The sequence below is a fragment of the Collimonas sp. genome, assembly GCF_035566555.1.
Taxonomy (GTDB): Bacteria; Pseudomonadota; Gammaproteobacteria; order Burkholderiales; family Burkholderiaceae_D; genus Collimonas.
Genome location: NZ_DATMRB010000062.1, coordinates 15,520 through 35,143, shown reverse-complemented (window position 1 = coordinate 35,143; position 19,624 = coordinate 15,520). Strand labels below are relative to the sequence as shown.

General features: G+C 59.4%; 14 protein-coding genes and 1 pseudogene. 9 read left to right on the top strand and 6 right to left on the bottom strand.

What is annotated here, in order from left to right; translation table 11 throughout:
- Nucleotides 1-75: 75 nt before the first annotated feature.
- From VNZ65_RS08840 to VNZ65_RS08830, 3 genes are all read right to left on the bottom strand, one after another.
- The gene (locus VNZ65_RS08840) at nt 76-462 is read right to left on the bottom strand and encodes a VOC family protein (RefSeq protein ID WP_325668081.1); all 387 of its coding nucleotides are present in this window, start codon (nt 460-462) and stop codon (nt 76-78) included.
- 163 nt (nt 463-625) lie between these two features.
- On the bottom strand, nt 626-2,047 hold the full coding sequence (cls, locus tag VNZ65_RS08835; protein WP_325668079.1) for a cardiolipin synthase: 1,422 nt from the start codon (nt 2,045-2,047) through the stop codon (nt 626-628).
- Between the two features lie 64 nt (nt 2,048-2,111).
- Nucleotides 2,112-2,744: a LysE family translocator gene (locus VNZ65_RS08830; protein ID WP_325668077.1), complete on the bottom strand. Its 633-nt coding sequence runs from the start codon at nt 2,742-2,744 to the stop codon at nt 2,112-2,114.
- 164 nt (nt 2,745-2,908) lie between these two features.
- Here VNZ65_RS08830 and VNZ65_RS08825 point away from each other — a divergent pair, with 164 nt between their 5' ends.
- From VNZ65_RS08825 to VNZ65_RS08810, 4 genes are all read left to right on the top strand, one after another.
- Nucleotides 2,909-3,769, top strand: coding sequence for a fumarylacetoacetate hydrolase family protein (locus VNZ65_RS08825; RefSeq protein WP_325668075.1), 861 nt, complete (start codon nt 2,909-2,911; stop codon nt 3,767-3,769).
- Between the two features lie 100 nt (nt 3,770-3,869).
- Nucleotides 3,870-5,234: a glutathione-disulfide reductase gene (gene gorA / locus VNZ65_RS08820; RefSeq protein WP_325668073.1), complete on the top strand. Its 1,365-nt coding sequence runs from the start codon at nt 3,870-3,872 to the stop codon at nt 5,232-5,234.
- Between the two features lie 113 nt (nt 5,235-5,347).
- A complete protein-coding gene (locus VNZ65_RS08815) occupies nt 5,348-7,021 on the top strand; it encodes an acid phosphatase (protein WP_325668071.1) in 1,674 nt (557 codons plus the stop codon).
- A gap of 161 nt (nt 7,022-7,182) precedes the next feature.
- Nucleotides 7,183-7,848 (top strand): MgtC/SapB family protein, encoded by a 666-nt coding sequence (locus VNZ65_RS08810; protein ID WP_325668117.1) that lies wholly within the window; start codon nt 7,183-7,185, stop codon nt 7,846-7,848.
- A gap of 80 nt (nt 7,849-7,928) precedes the next feature.
- On the opposite strand, the pseudogene VNZ65_RS08805 reads toward VNZ65_RS08810, so the two are convergent.
- Nucleotides 7,929-8,657: pseudogene (locus VNZ65_RS08805) on the bottom strand (YoaK family protein); the annotation flags it as partial.
- Between the two features lie 331 nt (nt 8,658-8,988).
- On the opposite strand from VNZ65_RS08805, the gene VNZ65_RS08800 reads away from it, so the two are divergent.
- Nucleotides 8,989-10,134: a porin gene (locus VNZ65_RS08800; RefSeq protein ID WP_325668069.1), complete on the top strand. Its 1,146-nt coding sequence runs from the start codon at nt 8,989-8,991 to the stop codon at nt 10,132-10,134.
- Between the two features lie 405 nt (nt 10,135-10,539).
- Nucleotides 10,540-12,081 carry a catalase gene (locus VNZ65_RS08795; RefSeq protein ID WP_325668067.1) on the top strand — a complete coding sequence of 514 codons (1,542 nt, stop codon included), beginning with the start codon at nt 10,540-10,542 and terminating at the stop codon, nt 12,079-12,081.
- Between the two features lie 154 nt (nt 12,082-12,235).
- Here VNZ65_RS08795 and VNZ65_RS08790 read toward each other — a convergent pair whose 3' ends face one another.
- On the bottom strand, nt 12,236-14,920 hold the full coding sequence (locus VNZ65_RS08790; RefSeq protein WP_325668065.1) for a TonB-dependent receptor: 2,685 nt from the start codon (nt 14,918-14,920) through the stop codon (nt 12,236-12,238).
- A 598-nt stretch (nt 14,921-15,518) separates the two neighbouring features.
- Between VNZ65_RS08790 and VNZ65_RS08785 the strand changes: the two genes are divergently transcribed.
- The 3 genes from VNZ65_RS08785 to VNZ65_RS08775 all read left to right on the top strand — a co-directional run bounded on the left by VNZ65_RS08785 (nt 15,519) and on the right by VNZ65_RS08775 (nt 18,312).
- On the top strand, nt 15,519-17,060 hold the full coding sequence (locus VNZ65_RS08785) for a CHAD domain-containing protein (RefSeq protein WP_325668063.1): 1,542 nt from the start codon (nt 15,519-15,521) through the stop codon (nt 17,058-17,060).
- Between the two features lie 270 nt (nt 17,061-17,330).
- On the top strand, nt 17,331-17,555 hold the full coding sequence (locus VNZ65_RS08780) for a hypothetical protein (RefSeq protein WP_325668061.1): 225 nt from the start codon (nt 17,331-17,333) through the stop codon (nt 17,553-17,555).
- Between the two features lie 22 nt (nt 17,556-17,577).
- Nucleotides 17,578-18,312: an rRNA pseudouridine synthase gene (locus VNZ65_RS08775; protein ID WP_325668059.1), complete on the top strand. Its 735-nt coding sequence runs from the start codon at nt 17,578-17,580 to the stop codon at nt 18,310-18,312.
- A 37-nt stretch (nt 18,313-18,349) separates the two neighbouring features.
- Here VNZ65_RS08775 and VNZ65_RS08770 read toward each other — a convergent pair whose 3' ends face one another.
- Nucleotides 18,350-19,624 (bottom strand): DUF445 domain-containing protein, encoded by a 1,275-nt coding sequence (locus VNZ65_RS08770; RefSeq protein WP_325668115.1) that lies wholly within the window; start codon nt 19,622-19,624, stop codon nt 18,350-18,352.

Genomic DNA, 19,624 nt, shown 5'->3' with positions numbered 1-19,624 from the left:
AAATCAGGTTTTTGTTTAGATTTCGATGCCGTTATGGCATGTTTTTGTGCGATTTCATTGATATTTCAACCAAATTTACCCCCTGCCAAGGTAGGTCCCCAGCCACCAGATATTGCCCTCCGGATCGCGGATCCCGGCGCTGCGGTCGCCGTACGACTGGTCGGCCGGCGTGGAGATGCTGCTTGCGCCGGCAGCCAGCGCGCGGGCATGGCAATCGTCTACCGAAGGCACATAGACGTGGGTGGAGCAAATGGCAGGATCGCGACCGTCCGGGCGTTCTCCCAGCATGACGATGGAGTCATCGATACGTACTTCCGCATGCTTGACTGAACCATCCGGCAAGGTCATCTTGTAGATCTCGACGGCGCCGAAGGTGGCGGTGAGGAAGAGCAGCATGGCCTCGACATCCTGTACCAGCAAATAGGGCGAGACTGCATTGTGATCGGCGGGCTTGTGGGCCATCGTGTGTGCTCCAGAAAATTCGCCGCTGGCACTGCCAGGGACGCAGGAAGATTCCTGAATACAGGCTGTCAAAGTGCTGCCGGGCTCGGATTGCTGCCTGAAGCGGCGAGGCATAAATTCTATCAAGATTAACGCTGGCCGGTCGCACAGCGGCACGACAAGTTCAAAGTAATGGACTCACCAAGCGCGCCACATGGATCAGCACCCGGTACAGATAGTGCAGCCTGGCGTAGTCGGCGACGTCGATTTCCCGGGCCTGTGCAAAGTCGGTCTTTAGCATGGACTCCACTTCGCCGGCAAATGCGTTGTCGATGTTCAGTGAAGTGATCTCAAAGTTCAGCCGCAGCGAACGGTTATCCAGGTTCATGCTGCCGACCGAGGTGGTGTCGTCGTCGATCAGCATCACTTTCTGATGGATGAAGCCGGGCTGGTAGCGGAATATGCGTACGCCGGCGCGCACCAGTTCGTGCGCATACAAGGTGGACGCCAGGAACACGGTGCGATGGTCAGCGATGGCCGGGATCAGGATGCGCACATCGACGCCGCGGAACACCGCCAGCTGCAAGGCGGCGTTGACGGCCGAATCGGGCACCAGGTAGGGTGTGGTCAGCCACAGCCGGTGGCGGGCAGCGTGGATGGCCTGGACGAACAACAGCGAACAGGTTTCCTGGGCGTCGGCCGGGCCGGTGGCGGCGATCAGCGCGGTGGCCTGGCCGTCGGCCGGGCGCGGCGCCGACAGCTTGAGCGGCTGGCCGGTGATCCATTGCCAGTTTTCATCGAACGCCAGCTGCAGATCGGCCACCGCCGGCCCCTGCAATTCCATGTGGGTATCGCGCCATGGCGCCAGCGGCGGCTTGTGGCCGAGATATTCCTCGCCGACATTGAGGCCGCCGACAAAGCCGCGCCAGCCGTCCACCACCACCACCTTGCGATGATTGCGGAAGTTGAGCTGGAAGCGGTTGCGCCAGCGGCGCGTGGCGAAACGATGGATTTCGACGCCGCCGGCGCGCAGGATCGCGCCATAGGAGGGAGGCAGATCGTGGCTGCCGACGCCGTCGTACAGCACATACACGCGGACGCCGGCGGCGGCGCGCTCGAGCAGCGCCGCCTGCAGTTTGCGGCCGAGCTCGTCGTCATGAATGATGAAGAATTGCACCAGGAGGTAATGCTCGGCGCTGGCGATGGCGGCGAAGATTGCCTCGAAACTGGCGGCGCCGTTGACCAGCAGGCGCAGCCGATGGCCGCTGAGAAAGGGCACGCCGAGCATTTTGCTGATGGCCTGGTAGCGCTGGGCGCCGGGGTGTGGCGGATATTGCGCTGACAAGGCCAGCAGCGCCGGATCGTCCAGCTGCTGCAAGCGCGCCTGGCGCGAGTGATGCAGTTCGGCATAGCCCGAAAAACGCTTACTGCCGAGGAACAGATAGGGCAGCAGGGTGAAATAGGGCAGCAGCACCAGGCCGAACACCCAGGCCACCGCGCCTTGCGGCGTGCGCGTATGCATCAGTGCGTGGATGGCGGCGACGATGCCGGCGGCATGCAACAGCAGAACGACGGCGGAAATCAAGGCTAATGGCAAATGCGGCATTCAGGCAACTCCGGATTTGTAGGGCAGCTTGCATATTAGCCAATATTCAACGTTTGCGGCGTCCTTATTTTTTTGCCTGCAGCGCGATCCTTACTGCCAGGCCGGCCAGCACCGTGCCCATCAGCCAGCGCTGGATCAGCAGCCAGCTCGGCCGGCTGCCGAGGAAACCGGCAATGCTGCCGGCCGCCAGCGTCACCATCGAATTGACGGTGATGCTGATCAGGATCTGGACCACGCCCAGCCCAAGCGACTGTACCAGGATGCTGGCGCCGTTCGGGTCGATGAATTGCGGCATCAGCGCCAGGTACATCAAGGCCACCTTGGGATTGAGCAGGTTGGTGAACAAGCCCATGAAGAACAGTTTGCGGTTGCTGTCAAGGGGCAGGTCGCGCACTGCGAAAGGCGAGCGGCCGCCCGGCTTGACTGCTTGCCAGGCCAGGTAGAGCAGGTAGGCAGCGCCGCCGAAGCGCAGGATGTCGTAGGCCAGCGGCACCGCAAACAGCAGGGCGGTGATGCCGAAGGCGGCGCACAGCATGTAGAACACGAATCCGGTGGCGACGCCGGCCAGCGAAATGAAGCCGGCTTTCGGTCCCTGGCAGATCGAGCGCGAAATCAGGTAGATCATGTTGGGACCTGGCGTCAGCACCATGCCGAAGGCGACCAGCGCAAAGCCCAGCAGTAAATTAAGATTCGGCATAGATAATGAGGAAGCAGTGGTAGGACCCGCAATGGGCCAGGCCCCGTATTCTGACGTAAAACATGGCCATCTGCATAGCGGCGCATCTGCTGACGCCGCTTTCCGCTTCGTGGTTTAATGGCATGATCATTTAGGCAAGTCCCGCAAACATAAGGAAGCAGACGATGAAGTTATTACGAATAGGTGCCAAAGGGCAGGAAAAGCCGGCCATGCTGGATGGCAGCGGCAAGCTGCGCGATTTGTCCGGCCTCATCCCGGACATCACGGCGCAGCAGCTGACGCCGGCAGGCCTGGCGCAGCTGCGCGCGATCGATGCCGCCAGCCTGCCGGAAATCAGCGCGCCCGGCCGCATCGGCGCACCCTTCAGCGGCCTCGGCAAGTTCTTGTGCGTCGGCCTCAACTATAGCGACCATGCCGCGGAATCAGGCATGGCTTTGCCGGCCGAGCCGGTGCTGTTCAATAAGTGGAACAGCTGTTTCGGCGGCCCCAACGATCCCATCGTGATGCCGAAAAACTCCGTCAAGACCGACTGGGAAGTCGAGCTGGGCGTGGTCATCGGCAGCAAGGCGCGCTATGTCGCGCTGGACCAGGCCTTGTCGCATGTCGCCGGCTATTGCGTGATCAACGATGTTTCCGAACGCGAATACCAGCTCGAGCGCAACGGTACCTGGGACAAGGGCAAGGGCTGCGACAGTTTCGGTCCGGTCGGTCCCTGGCTGGTGACGGCGGATGAAGTCGGCGACCCGCAGAATCTCTCGATGTGGCTGGAAGTCAATGGCAAGCGCTGCCAGGACGGTAATACCAACACCATGATTTTCAATGTCGCTTTCCTGATCCACTACATCAGCCAGTTCACCACGCTATACCCGGGCGACATCATTTCCACCGGCACGCCGCCGGGCGTAGGCATGGGCCAGAAGCCGCCGCGCTACCTCAAGCATGGCGACGTCGTCCGGCTCGGCATCGACGGCCTGGGCGAGCAGCAGCAGACCGTGCATGCCTGGGACGAGAGCCTGCTGGATTGATCTGACTGATTTATAAGCGGGCTTCACTCGCAAGCGTGGCATGGCGTAAGATTTGGCCTTGCCCGTCGTTTTAGCCCGCTTTGGTTCAAGGAGAATGCCAATGTCTTTTGATGTCGATCTGTTCGTAATCGGAGCGGGCTCCGGCGGCGTCCGCGCCGCCCGTTTTGCTGCCGGCTTCGGCGCCCGCGTCGCCGTGGCGGAAAGCCGCTATCTGGGCGGCACCTGCGTCAACGTCGGCTGCGTGCCAAAGAAATTCCTGGTGTACGGCGCCCATTTCAGCGAGGATTTCGAGGTTGCATCCAGTTTCGGCTGGACTGCCGGCCGGCCGCAGTTCGACTGGACCACCCTGATCGCCAACAAGAACCGCGAGATCCATCGTCTCAACGAAGTCTATCGCGGCCTGCTGCAGGGCAGCGGCGTCGCCCTGCATGAAGGCCACGCCCGGCTGCTGGATGCGCACACGGTGGAAATCAACGGCCAGCGCATCAGCGCCGCCCACATCCTGATTGCTACCGGAGGCTGGCCGCAGGTGCCGGACATCCCTGGCAAGGAACATGCGATCACTTCCAACGAAGCCTTTTTCCTGAAAGAGCTGCCGCGCCGCGTGCTGGTGATCGGCGGCGGCTACATCGCGGTGGAATTCGCCTCGATTTTCCATGGCCTTGGCGCCCGCACCAGCTTGCTGTATCGCGGCGATCTGTTCCTGCGCGGCTTTGACCAGGGCGTGCGCCTGCACCTGAAACAGGAATTCGAGAAAAAGAGCCTGGACCTGCAGTTCAACGCCGATATTGCGCGCATCGACAAGCAGGCGGACGGCAGCCTGAAAGTGACGCTGAAGGACCAGCGCGTGCTGGAAACCGATTGCGTGTTTTACGCCACCGGACGGCGTCCGATGCTGGATAACCTGGGCCTGGAAAACGTCGATGTGGCGCTGGATGCCAAAGGCTTCATCAAGGTTGACAGCGAATACCGCAGTTCCGAGCCGTCGATTCTGGCGCTGGGCGACGTCATCGGCAAGGTGCAGCTGACGCCGGTGGCGCTGGCCGAAGGCATGGCCGTGGCGCGCCGCCTGTTTCGCCCGGAGGAGTATCGGCCGGTGGATTACAAGCTGATTCCGACCGCGGTGTTCAGCCTGCCGAATATCGCCACGGTGGGCCTGACGGAGCAGGAAGCGCGCGACGCCGGCCACAAGATCAAGCTGTTTGAAGCGCGCTTCCGGCCGATGAAGCTGAGCCTGGGCGACTACCATGAAAAGACCATGATGAAACTGGTGGTCGATGCCGACAGCGACAAGGTGCTCGGCTGCCACATGGTGGGGCCGGACGCCGGCGAAATCATCCAGGGTATCGCCATCGCCTTGCGCGCCGGCGCCACCAAGCGCGTGTTCGACGACACCATCGGCATCCATCCGACCTCGGCGGAAGAGTTCGTGACCCTACGCACGCCGCTGCCGGAAGTATTGTAAGCCGAACGCAAAGCGGTCTAGAATGGGCCACCCTCTCTGGCCCTGCCGCTTGGCGCATCTTCAGCGCCGCGGCAGCTCATCATTCAATTTATCAAGCATAGTGAAACCCATCCATGAATGAAAACGACAAACCGGAACCGGAAGATGAAACAGGCGGTTTTACGCGCCGCCGTTTCCTCGGCAGCGTGGTGGCGGCCGGCGCCACGCTGGCCTTGGCCGATTGCGCCAGCGACGGCAGCCAGCAGGTAGCCGACGCCAGCCAGGAAAAATTGCTGGACCGGCAGCTGCAGGCAGCGGTCAAGCACGTGGTGGTGATCTATGCGGAGAACCGCAGCTTCAATAACCTGTATGGCAATTTCCCTGGCGTGCAACGGCCGCTGGCGCAGGCCATGCAGAGCGGGCGCTACACGCAGCTGGACCGCGACGGCAAGACGCCGCTGCCGCAGCTGCCGAAGATCTGGGGCGGCCTGGTGCCGCAGGCGCAGCAGGTGGACGGCCAGCGCTATGCCATCACCGAAGAGCAGATCAGCGGCTTGCCGAACGCGCCGTTCAAGCTGAGCGATGCACAAGGCAAGCCCTTGCCGCAGGGCGTCATCACGCGCGACCTGTGGCACAAGTTTTACCAGAACCAGATGCAGATCAACGGCGGCAAGAACGACCAGTTCGTGGCCTGGGCCGATTCCGGCGGCCTCACCATGGGCCACTACGGCGAAACCGCCAGCAAGCTGCGCCTGTGGCAGCTGGCCGAGCAATATACCCTGTGCGACAATTTTTTCATGTCGGCCTTCGGCGGTTCCTACCTCAATCATATTTTCCTGATTTCCGGGCAGACCCCGTTCTATCCGGATGTGCACAACAGTCCGGCACGCCATAATGTATCGACGGTGGAGGGCGACGATCCCACGGGCACGCGCTTGAAACTGGACGACAAGAACCCGGCCTCGGCCATAGCCGGTCCGCCCAAATTCCTGCGCGACCGCGCCATCACGCCGGACGGCTATGCAGTCAATACCATGGCGCCGCCGTACCAGCCGAGCTTCGTCAAGCCGGCCAGGGGCGGCGATGCCGCCTATGCCGACGCCAGCGATCCGATGGTGCTGCCGCCGCAGACTTATCCCACCATTGGCGACCGCCTGTCCGAGAAAAACGTCAGCTGGAGCTGGTACTCCGGCGCCTGGCAAGCAGCGCTGGATGGCAAGGCCAACGACGATGCCGTGCCGAACTTCCAGTACCATCACCAGCCCTTCAATTATTTCAAGAGCTTCGCCCCGGGTACGACTGCGCGCGAGCTGCATCTGAAGGACGGCGGCCTGGGCGACGATCCTGCCACCAACAAATTCCTGGCCGATGTCGACGCCGGGCGCCTGCCGCAGGTCAGTTTCTACAAGCCGCAGGGCAATCTCAACCTGCATGCCGGCTACGCCGATGTCGAATCCGGCGACCGCCATATCGCCAACGTCATCGCCCATCTGCAGCGCGGGCCGCAGTGGCAGAACATGGTGGTGATCATCACCCACGATGAAAACGGCGGCTGGTGGGACCATGTGGCGCCGCCCAAAGGCGATCGCTGGGGGCCGGGTTCGCGAATACCTGCGACCGTCATTTCGCCGCATGCGAAGAAAGGTTTTGTCGACCACACCGTGTACGACACCACCTCGATCATGCGCTTCATCACGCGCGTGTATGGCTTGCGCAAGCTCGATGCCTTGGTGGCGCGCGACGTCGCCTTCCTGCAGAACCAGCAGGCGCCGCTGGGCGACCTGACCAATACTTTGAAATTGTCGTAGGGTGGGCACAACGTGCCCACGCGTGACGGTCATAAACGGAGTGTGGGCCTATGCAACGCCATAACAAGGCATGTGCGCGGAGTGAGTTCACGCGTGGGCACGCTGTGCCCACCCTACCATACCGTTATTGATTGAAGGAGTGAAATTTGGACCAGATAGAAATGATCATCCGGCTCTTGATAGCCGCAGCCCTCGGCAGCGTCATCGGCTTCGACCGCGAACGATTATCCTGGGCCGCCGGCCTGCGCACTCACATGCTGGTGTGCGTCGGTTCGGCGCTGGTGATGATCGTTTCCGCCTACGGTTTCCAGGAAGTGGTAGGCCGTCCCGGCTACGAACTTGATCCGTCGCGGATGGCGGCGCAGGTAGTCTCCGGCATCGGTTTCCTCGGCGCCGGTTCGATCCTGCTGCGCGGCGAAGTGATCCGCGGCCTGACCACGGCGGCCAGCCTGTGGTCGGTGGCCGCGGTCGGCCTGGCGGTGGGCGGCGGGCTGTATATCGCGGCAGCGGCGGCTACGCTGATCATCCTGATCATCCTGGCCGGCCTCAAGCCGCTGGAAAAGCGTTTCTTCATCGCTCGTCAGCGGCGCGAGGTGCGCCTGGTGGTGCGGCGCGGCGCCTTGACCTTCCAGATGTTCGGCCAGTTGCTGGATAAAGGCACGGCGCAGATCGAGCAGTTTGTCGTCGAGCAGAACACCAATGACGCCGACATCGAAGAAGTCACGGTGGCGCTGCTGCGGGTGTTGCCGAGCGAATTCGACGCCATCTTGCTGAAGCTGAAAGCGCTGCCCGATGTGCATGAGGTGAGTGAAATCCGCTTGCCGTAGCGCTTGCCTTCAGCAATCACCGCAATCTCCGCGTTCGTCTCAGCTGGGCTGGCTCATGCCTTGCGCCGGAATTTCAGGAAATCATCGTATATCGGCACGATGGCCAGGCACATCAAGGTCGCGGCCAGCGGCGCGGTGGCGATGAAGCCGACCTGCTTGAAGCCCATGGCGCCGATCAGGCCGCCGCTGAAAAACAGCGACACCAGCGTCGTCAGCAGCCGCAGTTTGTCGCGGTCGCCGAGCACGTCAGGCTGGTCCTGGCTGGGCTTGATCCTGTTCCAATACAGCAGTTTGCCGAGTTCGATGCCGATGTCGGTCACCATCCCGGTAATATGGGTGGTGCGGATTTCCGCCTTGGAAATCTTGGTGATGATGGCATTCTGCAAGCCCATGATGTAGCACAGCAGTATCACCGTGATCGGCACGAACAGCCATTTATGGCCCTCCAGATTGCCGCCCAGCAGCCCAAACAGCAGTAGCAATGCGGCTTCCAGCATCAACGGCAGCGCGTATTCCGCGTGCAGCGCCTGGCGCCGTCCCCAGTTGATCAGCAGCGCCGAACTCATCGCGCCCGCCAGAAACGCCAGCAGGCTAGCCAGGCTGGCCAGCATCAGTCCGATCGATCCCAGCGCCAGATTGTCCGCCATCGAAGAGACGATGCCCGACATGTGCGAGGTGTATTGGCCGACTGCGAGAAAGCCGCCGGCATTGATCGCTCCTGCAATAAACGACAGGAAATAGGCCAGGTGGCGGTTCGCTTGCTGGCTGCGATCCTTGCCGGTCAGTTTTCTCAGATAGGGAATAGGCATGACTTACGATTCTTTGCGGGGCGACAAGCTGATACTACGCTGTTGTGCGCGCAGTGGGCCGATCAAGAATCGCTGGACGTAGCCGGTAACGGCCATGCCGGCATCCGGCCACGCGCCTGGGCCGATTAAAACCAGACCCGGGGGCCTCAATCAGGGAATATTCCTACAGTTATCTATTCGTCATTAGTTGTCTATTTATATATACTATTCATTGGCCGTCCGTGGCTACGTCAGCTTTTCCCTGCATAGCGCGGCATCAGCACCGGGAAACAGCGCAGCGGAAGCAGTATCCGCAGCGATCATCCCGATTTCAATCAATAGAGGATATGGCATGAGAAAAATGGTATTGATCGCCGGCATGCTGAGCGGCATCGCCGGCGCCGCGCAGGCGCAAAGCAATGTGGTCATCTACGGCATCGTCGACCTGGGACTGAATTTCACCAATAACGCCGGCGGCAACCGTGCCTATCAGATGGAAAGCGGTTATCCCTCCGGCAGCCGGATCGGCGTCAAGGGCAAGGAAGACCTGGGCGGCGGCCTGAGCGCCGTGTTCCAGCTGGAGAACGGCTTCGACGCCGACACCGGCGGCTTGGGTCAGGGTGGCCGCCTGTTCGGACGGCAAGCATTCGTCGGCCTGTCCAGCAAGCAGCTTGGCACGCTGACGATGGGACGCCAGTATGATTCCGTGGTGGATTTCCTGGGCCCGCTGACTGCCAGCGGCAACTGGGGCGGCTACCTGTTCTCGCACCCGTTCGACAACGACAATACGGATAATTCCTTCCGCGTCAATAACACCGTCAAATACACCAGCGCAGACTATGGCGGCTTCAAGTTCGGCGGCCTGGTCGGGCTGGGCGAGACCGCCGGCGCGCAACGGAACAATATGACTTATAGCCTTGGCGCCCAATACGTCAATGGCCCGTGGGCAGTGGCTGCGGCCTACATGAGCAATATGCTGCCAGGCGCCAGCGCCACAGGTTCGATTGCCGAGAATGACGCCAATTTCCTCGCCTACCAGCAGCGCACCGCCGGCGCCGGCATCAATTACACGGTGAGGAACGCCACCTATGGCTTCGTCTATTCCAACACCAATTTCACCAATCCGCTCTCATCGGTCTATGTCGGTCCGATTACGCCCGCGTTTGGCAGCCTCAACCGGCTGGTGTTCAACAACTATGAACTCAACGCCAAGTATCAATTGACGCCGGCGCTCTCGCTGGCCGCGATGTACACGTTTACCCAGGGTAAATTCAATACCTCGGAAGCCAATTTCAAACCCAAGTGGCATACCTTGGGCCTGATGGCTGACTACGAGTTGTCCAGGCGGACTGACGTATATGCGCAAGCGGTTTACCAGCAAGTTGCCGGCAAAGACACCGGTTCCGTGCTGGACCGTGCCTATATTCCTGGCGCGACCGATGTTTCGTCGGCTGCGCGGCAAGGGATGCTGCGCCTGGGGCTGCGTCACAAATTCTGAGTCTGTCTCTAACCTGGAAGGGATGTACGCAAGGTTTTCCCGTGCGTCCATCCCCCTTTCTCATATCCCGGAAAGGTGGCGTCAGCTGGCGCCGCTTATTGCTCCACGATCGTCGATGGTTGGCGTCGTTTCAGCACAAATCAGGGTAATTCGCACGATGATAATTTCCAAATATTAATAAAATTGATATTTGGAAATGTGTAGTTTTTAACTATTTATGTAAGTACTCCGCTTGTTGTTCGACAAAAGTCGGGAATTGACATCGACTCAGCACAAATTGGGTCATTCCCTTGGTCATAGTTGACATCTATTTTATTAATTGATATTTAAAATTTGATAGATTAAAACTATTTGTGCAAATATTGCACTACGCATTTTTGCGTAGAAAAAACAGGAGAACTAGGCATGAATTTCTTAAAGACCCGCGCAATTGCGCAACTGGGTGCGATTGGTCTGAGCACCTTGCTGGCAGGAGCCGTCACCGCACAAACCATGACGCGCGACAACGGCGCACCCGTTGGCGACAATCAGAATTCGGAGACCGCAGGGCCGGATGGTCCAACCTTGCTGCAAGACGCGCACCTGATCGAAAAACTGCAACGCTTCGACCGCGAACGTATTCCTGAACGGGTGGTGCATGCGCGCGGCACCGGCGCGATTGGTGAGTTTGTCGCGGCTGGAAACCTGTCGCAACTGACGCGCGCCAGCCTGTTTGCCGAGGCTGGTAAAAAGACCAGGGTATTCGTGCGCTTTTCTACCGTCATCCATCCCAAGGGCTCGCCGGAAACCCTGCGCGATCCGCGCGGCTTCGCCACCAAGTTCTACACCGACCAAGGCAACTGGGACCTGGTCGGCAACAATCTGCCGGTCTTCTTCATCCGCGATGCCATCAAGTTTCCGGACATGGTGCATTCCCTGAAGCCGTCGCCGGTCACTAATGCGCAAGACCCGAACCGTTTCTTCGATTTCTTCAGCCACCAGCCGGAGAGCACCAACATGCTGACCCGGGTGTATTCCGATCTCGGCATCCCGGCTTCCTACCGCATGATGGACGGCAATGGCGTGCATGCCTACAAGATGGTCAACGCCCAGAACCAGGTGCGCTACGTGAAATTCCACTGGAAGAGCCTGCAGGGCGAAAAGAACCTGACCCGCGCCGAGGCGGCACGCGTGCAGGGCGAGGACTTCAACAACCTGACCGACGATCTGTACGCAGCAATCAAGCGCGGCGACTTCCCCAAATGGGATCTGTACGTGCAGATCCTGAAACCGGAAGAGCTGGGCAAATTCAAGTTCGATGCGCTGGACGCCACCAAGATCTGGCCCGATGTCCCTGAGACCAAAATCGGCACCATGACCTTGAACAAGGTGCCGGACAATTTCTTTGAAAGCACTGAGATGGTGGCGTTTGCGCCGTCCCATCTCGTACCCGGTATCGAAGCCTCTGAAGACCGTCTGCTGCAAGGACGCATGTTCTCGTATGCCGATACGCAGCTGCACCGACTGGGTCCCAACAACCAGCTGATCCCGGTCAACCAGCCCTTGGTGAAAGTGAATAACTACAATACCGACGGCGCCGGCGATACTGGCAAGCGCAGCGGCGATGTCAATTACCAGCCATCGCGGCAAAGCGGCAGCGCAGTCGACGATCCCGCCTACAAGTCGGTGCAGACGCCGCTGTCGGGCAGCACGCAGCAGGCCGCCATCGCCAAGACCGACAACTTCAGCCAGGCCGGCAGCTTCTACCGTTCACTGTCGAAGCAAGACCGGGAAAACCTGATCGGCAACCTGGCGGCGGATCTGGGGCAGGTCAAGGATGTGGAAACCAAACAGATCATGCTGAGTCATTTCTACAAGGCAGATGTGGATTACGGGACGCGCCTGACGGTGGCGGTCAAAGGTGACTTAGGTGATGTGAAGCAACGCGCGCAAAAGCTGGCCGAGTAGGGCTGCACCGGATCCCTGGCAATCTCGATGATTGCATTGCTGGGGAAGCTTTGGCAAATGAACGGGCGGGCATGCCGCATGACATGCCCGCCCGCTGACGATCTGACAAATATCTACCCGAATCTTAAGTTCGGATCGGCTGCAAAACCGCTGTTTATTTGAACGTGTAACGCATGTTCACGTAAAAATAACGGCCGACCAGGTCATTGATGCTCTGTACGAAATCGTCCTTATACGCCGTGTTGGCATATACCGGACCCTTGTCGAACACGTTGTTGACGCCAAAATTCAAGGTCATGTTGCGGTTGACCTTGGTATTCACGTTCAGATCCCATACGGTAAAGGAACCGATGCGTGCATTGGTGACGGCCGGATCCTGGGTATGGGTCGGATCGTCGATGTTCAGCGTGCTGGCCTGAGTCCGGGCAGTCAAGGCAAGTTCCGTATTGGAATACTCATAGGCGGTACGGAAGGAGTTGCTCCAGCGCGGATGATAGATGGAATCCAGGCGGCTTTGCGGCGCCGTACCCGGCGTGATGCTCTGCTTGTAGGTCAAGGTGTAGTCGTTTACCTCGCGGAATTTCAGCTTGCCCCAGCCGGCCAGCGACAGTTCGTAGGACAGGTCGATATCCAAACCCTGGATGTCGGTTTTGCCGACATTGATGTAAGGAGTAGTGACGCTGTTGATGCGCCCCTTGGTCAAGCCCGGATACCGGGCTTCCAGCGCCGGATTGCGTGGATCGCGTCCGACCAGTGAGGCGTAGCCCGGAATGATGTCTTCATTGTCGACGATGTATTGCGGGTCCAGCGCCTGGATCGTGTTGCGCTGCTTGATCGCATACCAGTCGACCGATGCCGACAAGCCTTTGAGCGGCTGCAGCACCATGCCGAGCGAGTAGTTGTTGGCTTTCTCGGCTTTCAAGTCCGGATTGCCGACCGCATACTGGCGCGGGCTGTAGCTGCAGTTTGCGCCGGTATAGCCGAGTGGCCGGCAACGCGCCCAGTCAGCAATGCCGTTGGCATAGCCTGCCGTGGTCGAGCTGACTTCGGGCAAGGTCGGCGCCTTGAACGATGTCGTGGCGGAGCCTCGCAGCAGGATTTCCTTGCTGGGGCGCCAGGCCAGTGCAATTTTCGGATTGAAGGAATTGCCGAAGTCGCTGTAGTGGTCGCCGCGCACAGCCAGCTGCATTTCGAGCTGTTTCATCAATGGCACATTGAATTCGCCATACAGCGAATAGATCGAGCGGCTGGCGTTGCTGGCAGTAGCGCCTGCGTTGACGATATTGCCGGCGACATTGAGCGGGTCAGGGCGGTCGTCGATCGATTCGTGGCTCGCTTGCGCACCCCAGGCGAAACCGACCGGTGCACCGTTAAAGGAAAACAATTCCGGCGCGGACATCTTCCAGTCCAGGGTTTCCAGACGCGAGACCGCCACCCGTTCGGTGGTGGTCAGCATCGGATCGACGACGCTGGCTGGATTCCAGTAGGCAAACGGATCGTAGCCGCCCTTGCCGAGCAGGCCGTTTTGCAAAGAGGCCGTCGAGACATCTTTGAGGACGGAATTGGAGGCAGCGTCCTTGAGGCGGTTCTGGTTCAGGCTGAGCGCGCCTTCGCTGTCCCAGTTGCCGATCTGGCCGCGCCATCCGCCTACCAGACGGATAGTGTCGCTGGTGATTTTATTGACGGTTGGCGGCGCTTCATAGATGGCGCGGTACACGCGCAGCTGATCGCCGGGCGTGAATCCTTGCAGGGAACCGTCCGGGCTTGGCCCTGGCAGGTTGGCCAGGCCGGGATTGGTGGAGCCGGCAGTTTTGCCGATGAATTGCGAATCAAAGCTCGGCAAAGCATACTGGACGCTGGTTTCGCTGTGATTGAAACTGGCTTCGCCGAACAGTTCGTCCTGGCCGCTGAGCCGTTTTGTAAAGATTGCAGAAATCCCGCCGCGCAAGATCTTTGGCGACAGCTGCACCGTCTGGTTGTTGAAGCAGCGCGTGTCGCCGGTGCCGCTGCTGACGCCAACCGTGCCGCGGCAGCCGGGTATGGGAAAGCCTGGTTCGCCGGTCGTGTAGTCGTTGAGGCTACCCAGGTAGCGATCGATGCTACGGTTATCGCTGCCGCCAAAGCGGCTGAAATCGCGATTGGCGGTGGCGTCGTGCTTATCGCTCTGCAAAGGATTGCGGCGGAACACGTCGACCGTCAACAGCAGGTTCTGGCCATCCTTGTCGAGGTCGCCCCAGCCGGCAGTGACGCTGGCGCTGGCTGTGCCGCCGTCGCCTTTTTCATTGGTGCCCAGATTGGCTGTGCCCTCGACACCTTGATAGTTTCTTTTGGTTTTGAAGTTGATTACACCGGCCACTGCATCCGATCCATAGATCGCGGATGCGCCGTCGCGCAGGATTTCAACCGATTCAATCGCTGCCAGCGGCAGGTTGTTCAGGTCGACGAAGGAGTTTTCGGCGCCGTCCGCGAAGCCATAGTTCGCCAGGCGGCGGCCGTTCAGCAGGATCAAGGTATATTTTGCATCCAGACCACGCAGACCGACCGAGGCGGCGCCTTGGGCGAAAGATGTGTTGCTGTTGCCGTCAAGACCGACCGAAACCGAGGGCAGCTTGCTCAACAGTTCCAGGACAGTGCTGGCCCCCGATTTCTCGATTTCCTCGCGCTTGATTACTTCAACCGCGGTCGGCCCTTCTTTGTTGATGCGGGAAATATTTGAACCAGTAATCGTGATGCGTTCAAGACTGTCGGGGGAAGGGGTGGTTTGATCTGCGCCGAAGGCGACGGGGTTGTGAGCGAGGCAAATTGCTGCAACAGCTGATGCCAAAAACTTCTTCTTCATCTGAAAGCTCTCCACTTTATTTATAAGGAAATGATCAATTTCGCTTCATGCTTTTTTTACGGCCAATTCGATAAATTCGCCGCGCAGCATGTTTTCGTTTTGTTTTGCCGGAGTGGACTGTGTGTGTCCAATCGACAAGCGGTGACCCGTACCTTGCAACGGTTTGGGGCATCGCCATTTCATTTTGTATCAGTTTGAGAGCCGATGTAACGCGCCTGAAATATTTTACTATTTACGTTGTTTTATTTTCCGTGCGGCACAATTTTCTCGCGAAATGTGATAAATAAATTCCTTTAAAGCAATAAATGTAAAATGAATTTCTTTTGTAAATAGACGATTATTTAGTCAATTAGACGAAGATTGGCGAAGTTTTGCGATAATTGATAATTACCTAGCAAAAAATAACCTATTACTCTTGTGTCATGAATGTAAAATGCAAAAAGTCCGTGTCGCTGGCGATTACTTGTGGTTTTTTACAGAAAAAATTGCCCGTGCAAGCAGGGCCGCGCTGCCTATACTGTGCATACGGCGCCAGGATAAAGATCGCGTCGCCGGATAGTTTTGCCGCTATCCGCAATTTTGTTTAACATTGGAAAACATGGAAATCGAATTAAAATTATTGCTGGATCCGGCCGATGTAAACCGCTTCCGGCGCCATCCCTTGTTAAAAAAACATGCGGTCAATAAGCCACAGTCGCGGCAACTGGACAGCGTTTATTTCGATACCCCTGAGCTCTACCTGAAACAGAATCACACCGCTTTGCGTGTGCGCCGGGTCGGCAGGCGCCTGATACAAACCTGTAAAAGCGGCGGCCAGGTAGCGGCCGGCTTGCACCAGCGCCCGGAGTGGGAGTCGGAGATCCATGGCGCCAGGCCTGACCTGCCGGCCTTGCTTGGACTGATCGAGACCGGTTCGGCGGTGGCCGGGCTGATGTCCGCGCCGGCGCTGGCCGAGCGGCTGCAGCCGGTGTTCGCGACACGCTTCCGGCGCACCATATGGTTGCTGCGTTTGCCTTCCGGCGCTGAGATCGAACTGGCGCTGGACCAGGGAGAAGTGGTCCATGGCGACCAGACGATTCCGATCAGTGAAATCGAGCTGGAATTGAAAGCCGGCGATTCTGCCAGCCTGTTCGATGTCGCCCTTGAACTGCAAAACAGCCTGCCTCTGCGCAGCGCTAATATCAGCAAGGCGGAGCGCGGCTATGCCTTGCATACGCCGCAAGCACCGGCTGTCGTGAAAGCGCAGCCGCTCAAGCTGTCGCTGGCACTGACACTGGAGCAGGGTTTCCAGCAACTGTTGTACAACTGCCTGGCGCAGATACAGGGTAATGAAGACGGCGTCATGCATGGCGGCGATCCGGAGCATTTGCATCAGATGCGGGTCGGGCTGCGGCGCTTGCGCGCGGCGCTGGGACTGTTCAAGAAAATCATCCAGACGCCGCCGGAGATCGCCGCACAGCTGCGCTGGCTGGCAGGCCTGCTGGGGCCGGCGCGCGACTGGGAAGTGCTAGCGTCTGCCACCCTGAGCGATGCTGCCGAAAATAGCCGGCATGCGCCGCAGCTAGAACATCTGCGGCAGCATACCGTCAGCGAGGCAGGCAAGCACCGTCAAGCGGCTGCCAATGCCCTGGCTTCCCGTGCCTATGCCAGATTGCTGCTGTCGCTGGGAAGCTGGCTGGAAGGGCGGCGCTGGCGCCAGCAGCAAAGCGCTGAGCAGATTGCCGCGCTGTCGATGCCCTTGAAGAAATTCGCGCGCAGCAAGCTGGCCAAGTTGCAGAGCAAGCTGCTGGCGCGCGGCAAGGGCATCAAGCGCCAAGGGCCGGCAAAACGGCATCGCCTCAGGATCGCCGCCAAGAAAGCACGCTACGCCGCGGAATTCTTTGAATCGTATTTTCCACCCAAGCGCATGCGATCCTATGTGCAAGGGCTGAGCGAGTTGCAAGACATGCTGGGCGTTTCGAATGACCGCAATGTCGCCAACGGGCTGCTGCGGCAGATCGCAGAACAGCGGCCCGAGCTGGAGCCGCACTGCGAGCTGGCGTTGGACCTGCTGGACGACAGCGGCAGGCAGCACGCGGCAAAAATCAGGCGGACCTGGCGCCGATTCGGTGGAATAAGGCCGCCAGCCAAGGCAGGCTGAGTCCGATAACTTGGTCCTCGGGGCTGTTTGATGCGAAAATACGCCCGCCTAGTGTAGTGCTGCGCATGTAATGGCGCTTAAGAAATGGTGTATTTTTGCGCCAGGCTAGGCGTAAACCGGAGCGATAGTGGGCTATCGCGAGGATTTACAACGACGCATGGCGCAAAAAGACACCGTTTATTAAGTGTCATTATGTGCGCAACACTGCACTAACTCTTCCTGTAACGTGGTGGATGAAGGAGAGCGAGGCAGGAAACACGGGAGTTAATCATGACCTACGAAGAATATCTGGATGAAGTCACGACCTTGATGGTCGAACTTTACGACCTCAAGGACGATGCCGCGATCAAGTACGTGATGCGGGCGCAAGCGGCTGACTTTTTTACCCTGCACGACGACGACCCGGCCATGCGTACGCTGGAACGCGCACGGGCAGACGCCAAGACCATTTACGAACAGCGCAACAAGTCGCGTCCCGAACTGTATCGCAAATAAATGAAGATCAAGGCATACATACATGACTGAATCCATCCGCCTGGCGAAACAGCTCGCCGACCAGCTTTCCTGCTCGCGCCGCGAAGCCGAACAATATATCGAAGGTGGCTGGGTCAAGGTTGACGGCGTGCTGGTGGAAGAACCCGGACAGCGCATCGGCGCAGGGCAGCAGATCGAATTGCTGCCGGAGGCCACGCTGGAGCCGCAAGATCCGGTTACCATCTTGTACCATAAGCCGGCCGGACTGAATCTGTTCGCCGAGACGCCGGTGGCTGAGCTGGCGGCGCGCCTGGTGGCAGCCGACAAACGGGCGGCCGACGACCGTGCCGAACTGCGCTTTCTCAAGCGCCACCTGAACAACCTGAACCTGATCGAGCCGCTGGAGACGCTGGCTAGCGGCCTGCTGATTTTCAGCCAGGACTGGCGGGTGACGCGCAAGCTGGTCGACGATGCCGCCAAGATCGAACACGAATTCATCGTCGAGGTGAGCGGCGACATCATTGCGGACGGCTTGAAGCTGTTGAACCACGGTTTGAGTTTCAACCGCAAGCCGCTGCCGCCGATCAAGGTCAGCTGGCAGAACGAAAAACGCCTGCGCTTCGCCCTCAAGGCGCCGCAACGCGGCTTGCTGGTGCACATGTGCGAGCAGGTCGGGCTGCAGGTGGTGGCAATCAAGCGCATCCGCATCGGCCGCCTGCCGATGGCCAGCCTGGCGGTTGGCGAGTGGCGCTATCTGCTGGGCTACGAACGGTTTTAGGCCCGGTTAGCGCGGGCTGATTGAGCGGCTAGGCTGTTTAAAAATGCGGCAGCCATTGCCGCAGCTGCGAAACCAGATACAGCAACAGGCCGATCAGGCCGCCGACGATAGTGCCGTTGATGCGTATCCATTGCAGGTCCTTGCCGATGTTCAGTTCAATCTGCCGCGCCATTTCCCGGCTGTCCCAGTTTTTGACGGTATCGCTGATATGGCGGGTCAGGAAGTCGGCAAAGTCGGGCGCCATGTTCTTTGCCGCCTCTTCCAGATGCTGGTTGACGGACTGCCGGAATGCAGGATCGTCCGCCAGCGTCTTGCCCAGCCAATGGCCGGCGGCGACAATGTTCCGGTGCAGCCGCGAGTCGCTGCGGGCCAGATCTTCTTTCAACCAGCTGCGCAGCGATCCCCACAGGGTTTTCAGGTAGAGATAGAGGGTAGGGTCGTTGAGCAGGTAGGCTTTGATCTGTTCGCCTTTGGCGAGGAATTCCGGATCCTCCTTGAGCTGCTCGATGAAGCGCTTGGTGAAGACGTCGAACCTGCCGCGCAAGGCATGGTTTTTGTTGCCGCTGATCTCGGCAATCAGGCGGCTCACTGCATTGACGGCAACATCCGCGCCTTGCCGGCCTAGCCATTCGGATGGCAGGACCTTCTCTTTCAAGGGATGGTCTTGCTTGAGCCAGACCACGATTTCGCCGGCGATCAGTTCTTGCGTATCGGGACTGTTCAACAGCCCGGCGCACTGCCGCAGCGCTTCATCCAGCAGAGCCTGATGGCGGCCGTCTTTGGTCAGCTGGTCGAGAATCACGCCGGCCGATTGCGACAGGTCGATTTTTTCCAGCGCCACGTGCAGCGCCCTGGTCATGAAGCGCTGCACCGGAGCGTCTTCGATGAAGTCCAGCATGCGTGCGGCTTCCCGCAGCAGATGGCGGCCGAAGTTCTCGGTATTGTCGGGGCCGCTGAGCCAGGCGGAAAGCAGCTTGGCCGGATCGTGCTTGCGGATCAGCCCGGCGATCGACTCGACATCGAAGAATTTATCCTTGACGAACAATGCCAGGTTGTCGGCGATCTTGTCTTTGTTCCTGGGAATGATGGCGGTATGGCGCGACAGCAGCGGGATCGGTATCCGCCGGAACAGGGCGTGCACCGCGAACCAGTCGGCCAGCGCGCCCACCATCGCCGCTTCTGAGACGGCTTTGACCAGGTCTGGCCAGAAACCGCCGGGCAGCAGCAGCGTGACAACAAACACGGCGCTGGCGACGCCCAGGAACAGCAGCGCCAGATGCTTGGATTTCGCCAGTTCCTGCTGTTTATCGAT

Excerpts from the sequence above, each read along its gene's own strand:
- VNZ65_RS08840 (WP_325668081.1), bottom strand. The coding sequence starts at position 462 with ATGGCCCACAAGCCCGCCGATCACAATGCAGTCTCGCCCTATTTGCTG.
- cls (WP_325668079.1), bottom strand. The coding sequence starts at position 2,047 with ATGCCGCATTTGCCATTAGCCTTGATTTCCGCCGTCGTTCTGCTGTTG.
- VNZ65_RS08830 (WP_325668077.1), bottom strand. The coding sequence starts at position 2,744 with ATGCCGAATCTTAATTTACTGCTGGGCTTTGCGCTGGTCGCCTTCGGC.
- VNZ65_RS08825 (WP_325668075.1), top strand. The coding sequence starts at position 2,909 with ATGAAGTTATTACGAATAGGTGCCAAAGGGCAGGAAAAGCCGGCCATG.
- gorA (WP_325668073.1), top strand. The coding sequence starts at position 3,870 with ATGTCTTTTGATGTCGATCTGTTCGTAATCGGAGCGGGCTCCGGCGGC.
- VNZ65_RS08815 (WP_325668071.1), top strand. The coding sequence starts at position 5,348 with ATGAATGAAAACGACAAACCGGAACCGGAAGATGAAACAGGCGGTTTT.
- VNZ65_RS08810 (WP_325668117.1), top strand. The coding sequence starts at position 7,183 with ATGATCATCCGGCTCTTGATAGCCGCAGCCCTCGGCAGCGTCATCGGC.
- VNZ65_RS08800 (WP_325668069.1), top strand. The coding sequence starts at position 8,989 with ATGAGAAAAATGGTATTGATCGCCGGCATGCTGAGCGGCATCGCCGGC.
- VNZ65_RS08795 (WP_325668067.1), top strand. The coding sequence starts at position 10,540 with ATGAATTTCTTAAAGACCCGCGCAATTGCGCAACTGGGTGCGATTGGT.
- VNZ65_RS08790 (WP_325668065.1), bottom strand. The coding sequence starts at position 14,920 with ATGAAGAAGAAGTTTTTGGCATCAGCTGTTGCAGCAATTTGCCTCGCT.
- VNZ65_RS08785 (WP_325668063.1), top strand. The coding sequence starts at position 15,519 with ATGGAAATCGAATTAAAATTATTGCTGGATCCGGCCGATGTAAACCGC.
- VNZ65_RS08780 (WP_325668061.1), top strand. The coding sequence starts at position 17,331 with ATGACCTACGAAGAATATCTGGATGAAGTCACGACCTTGATGGTCGAA.
- VNZ65_RS08775 (WP_325668059.1), top strand. The coding sequence starts at position 17,578 with ATGACTGAATCCATCCGCCTGGCGAAACAGCTCGCCGACCAGCTTTCC.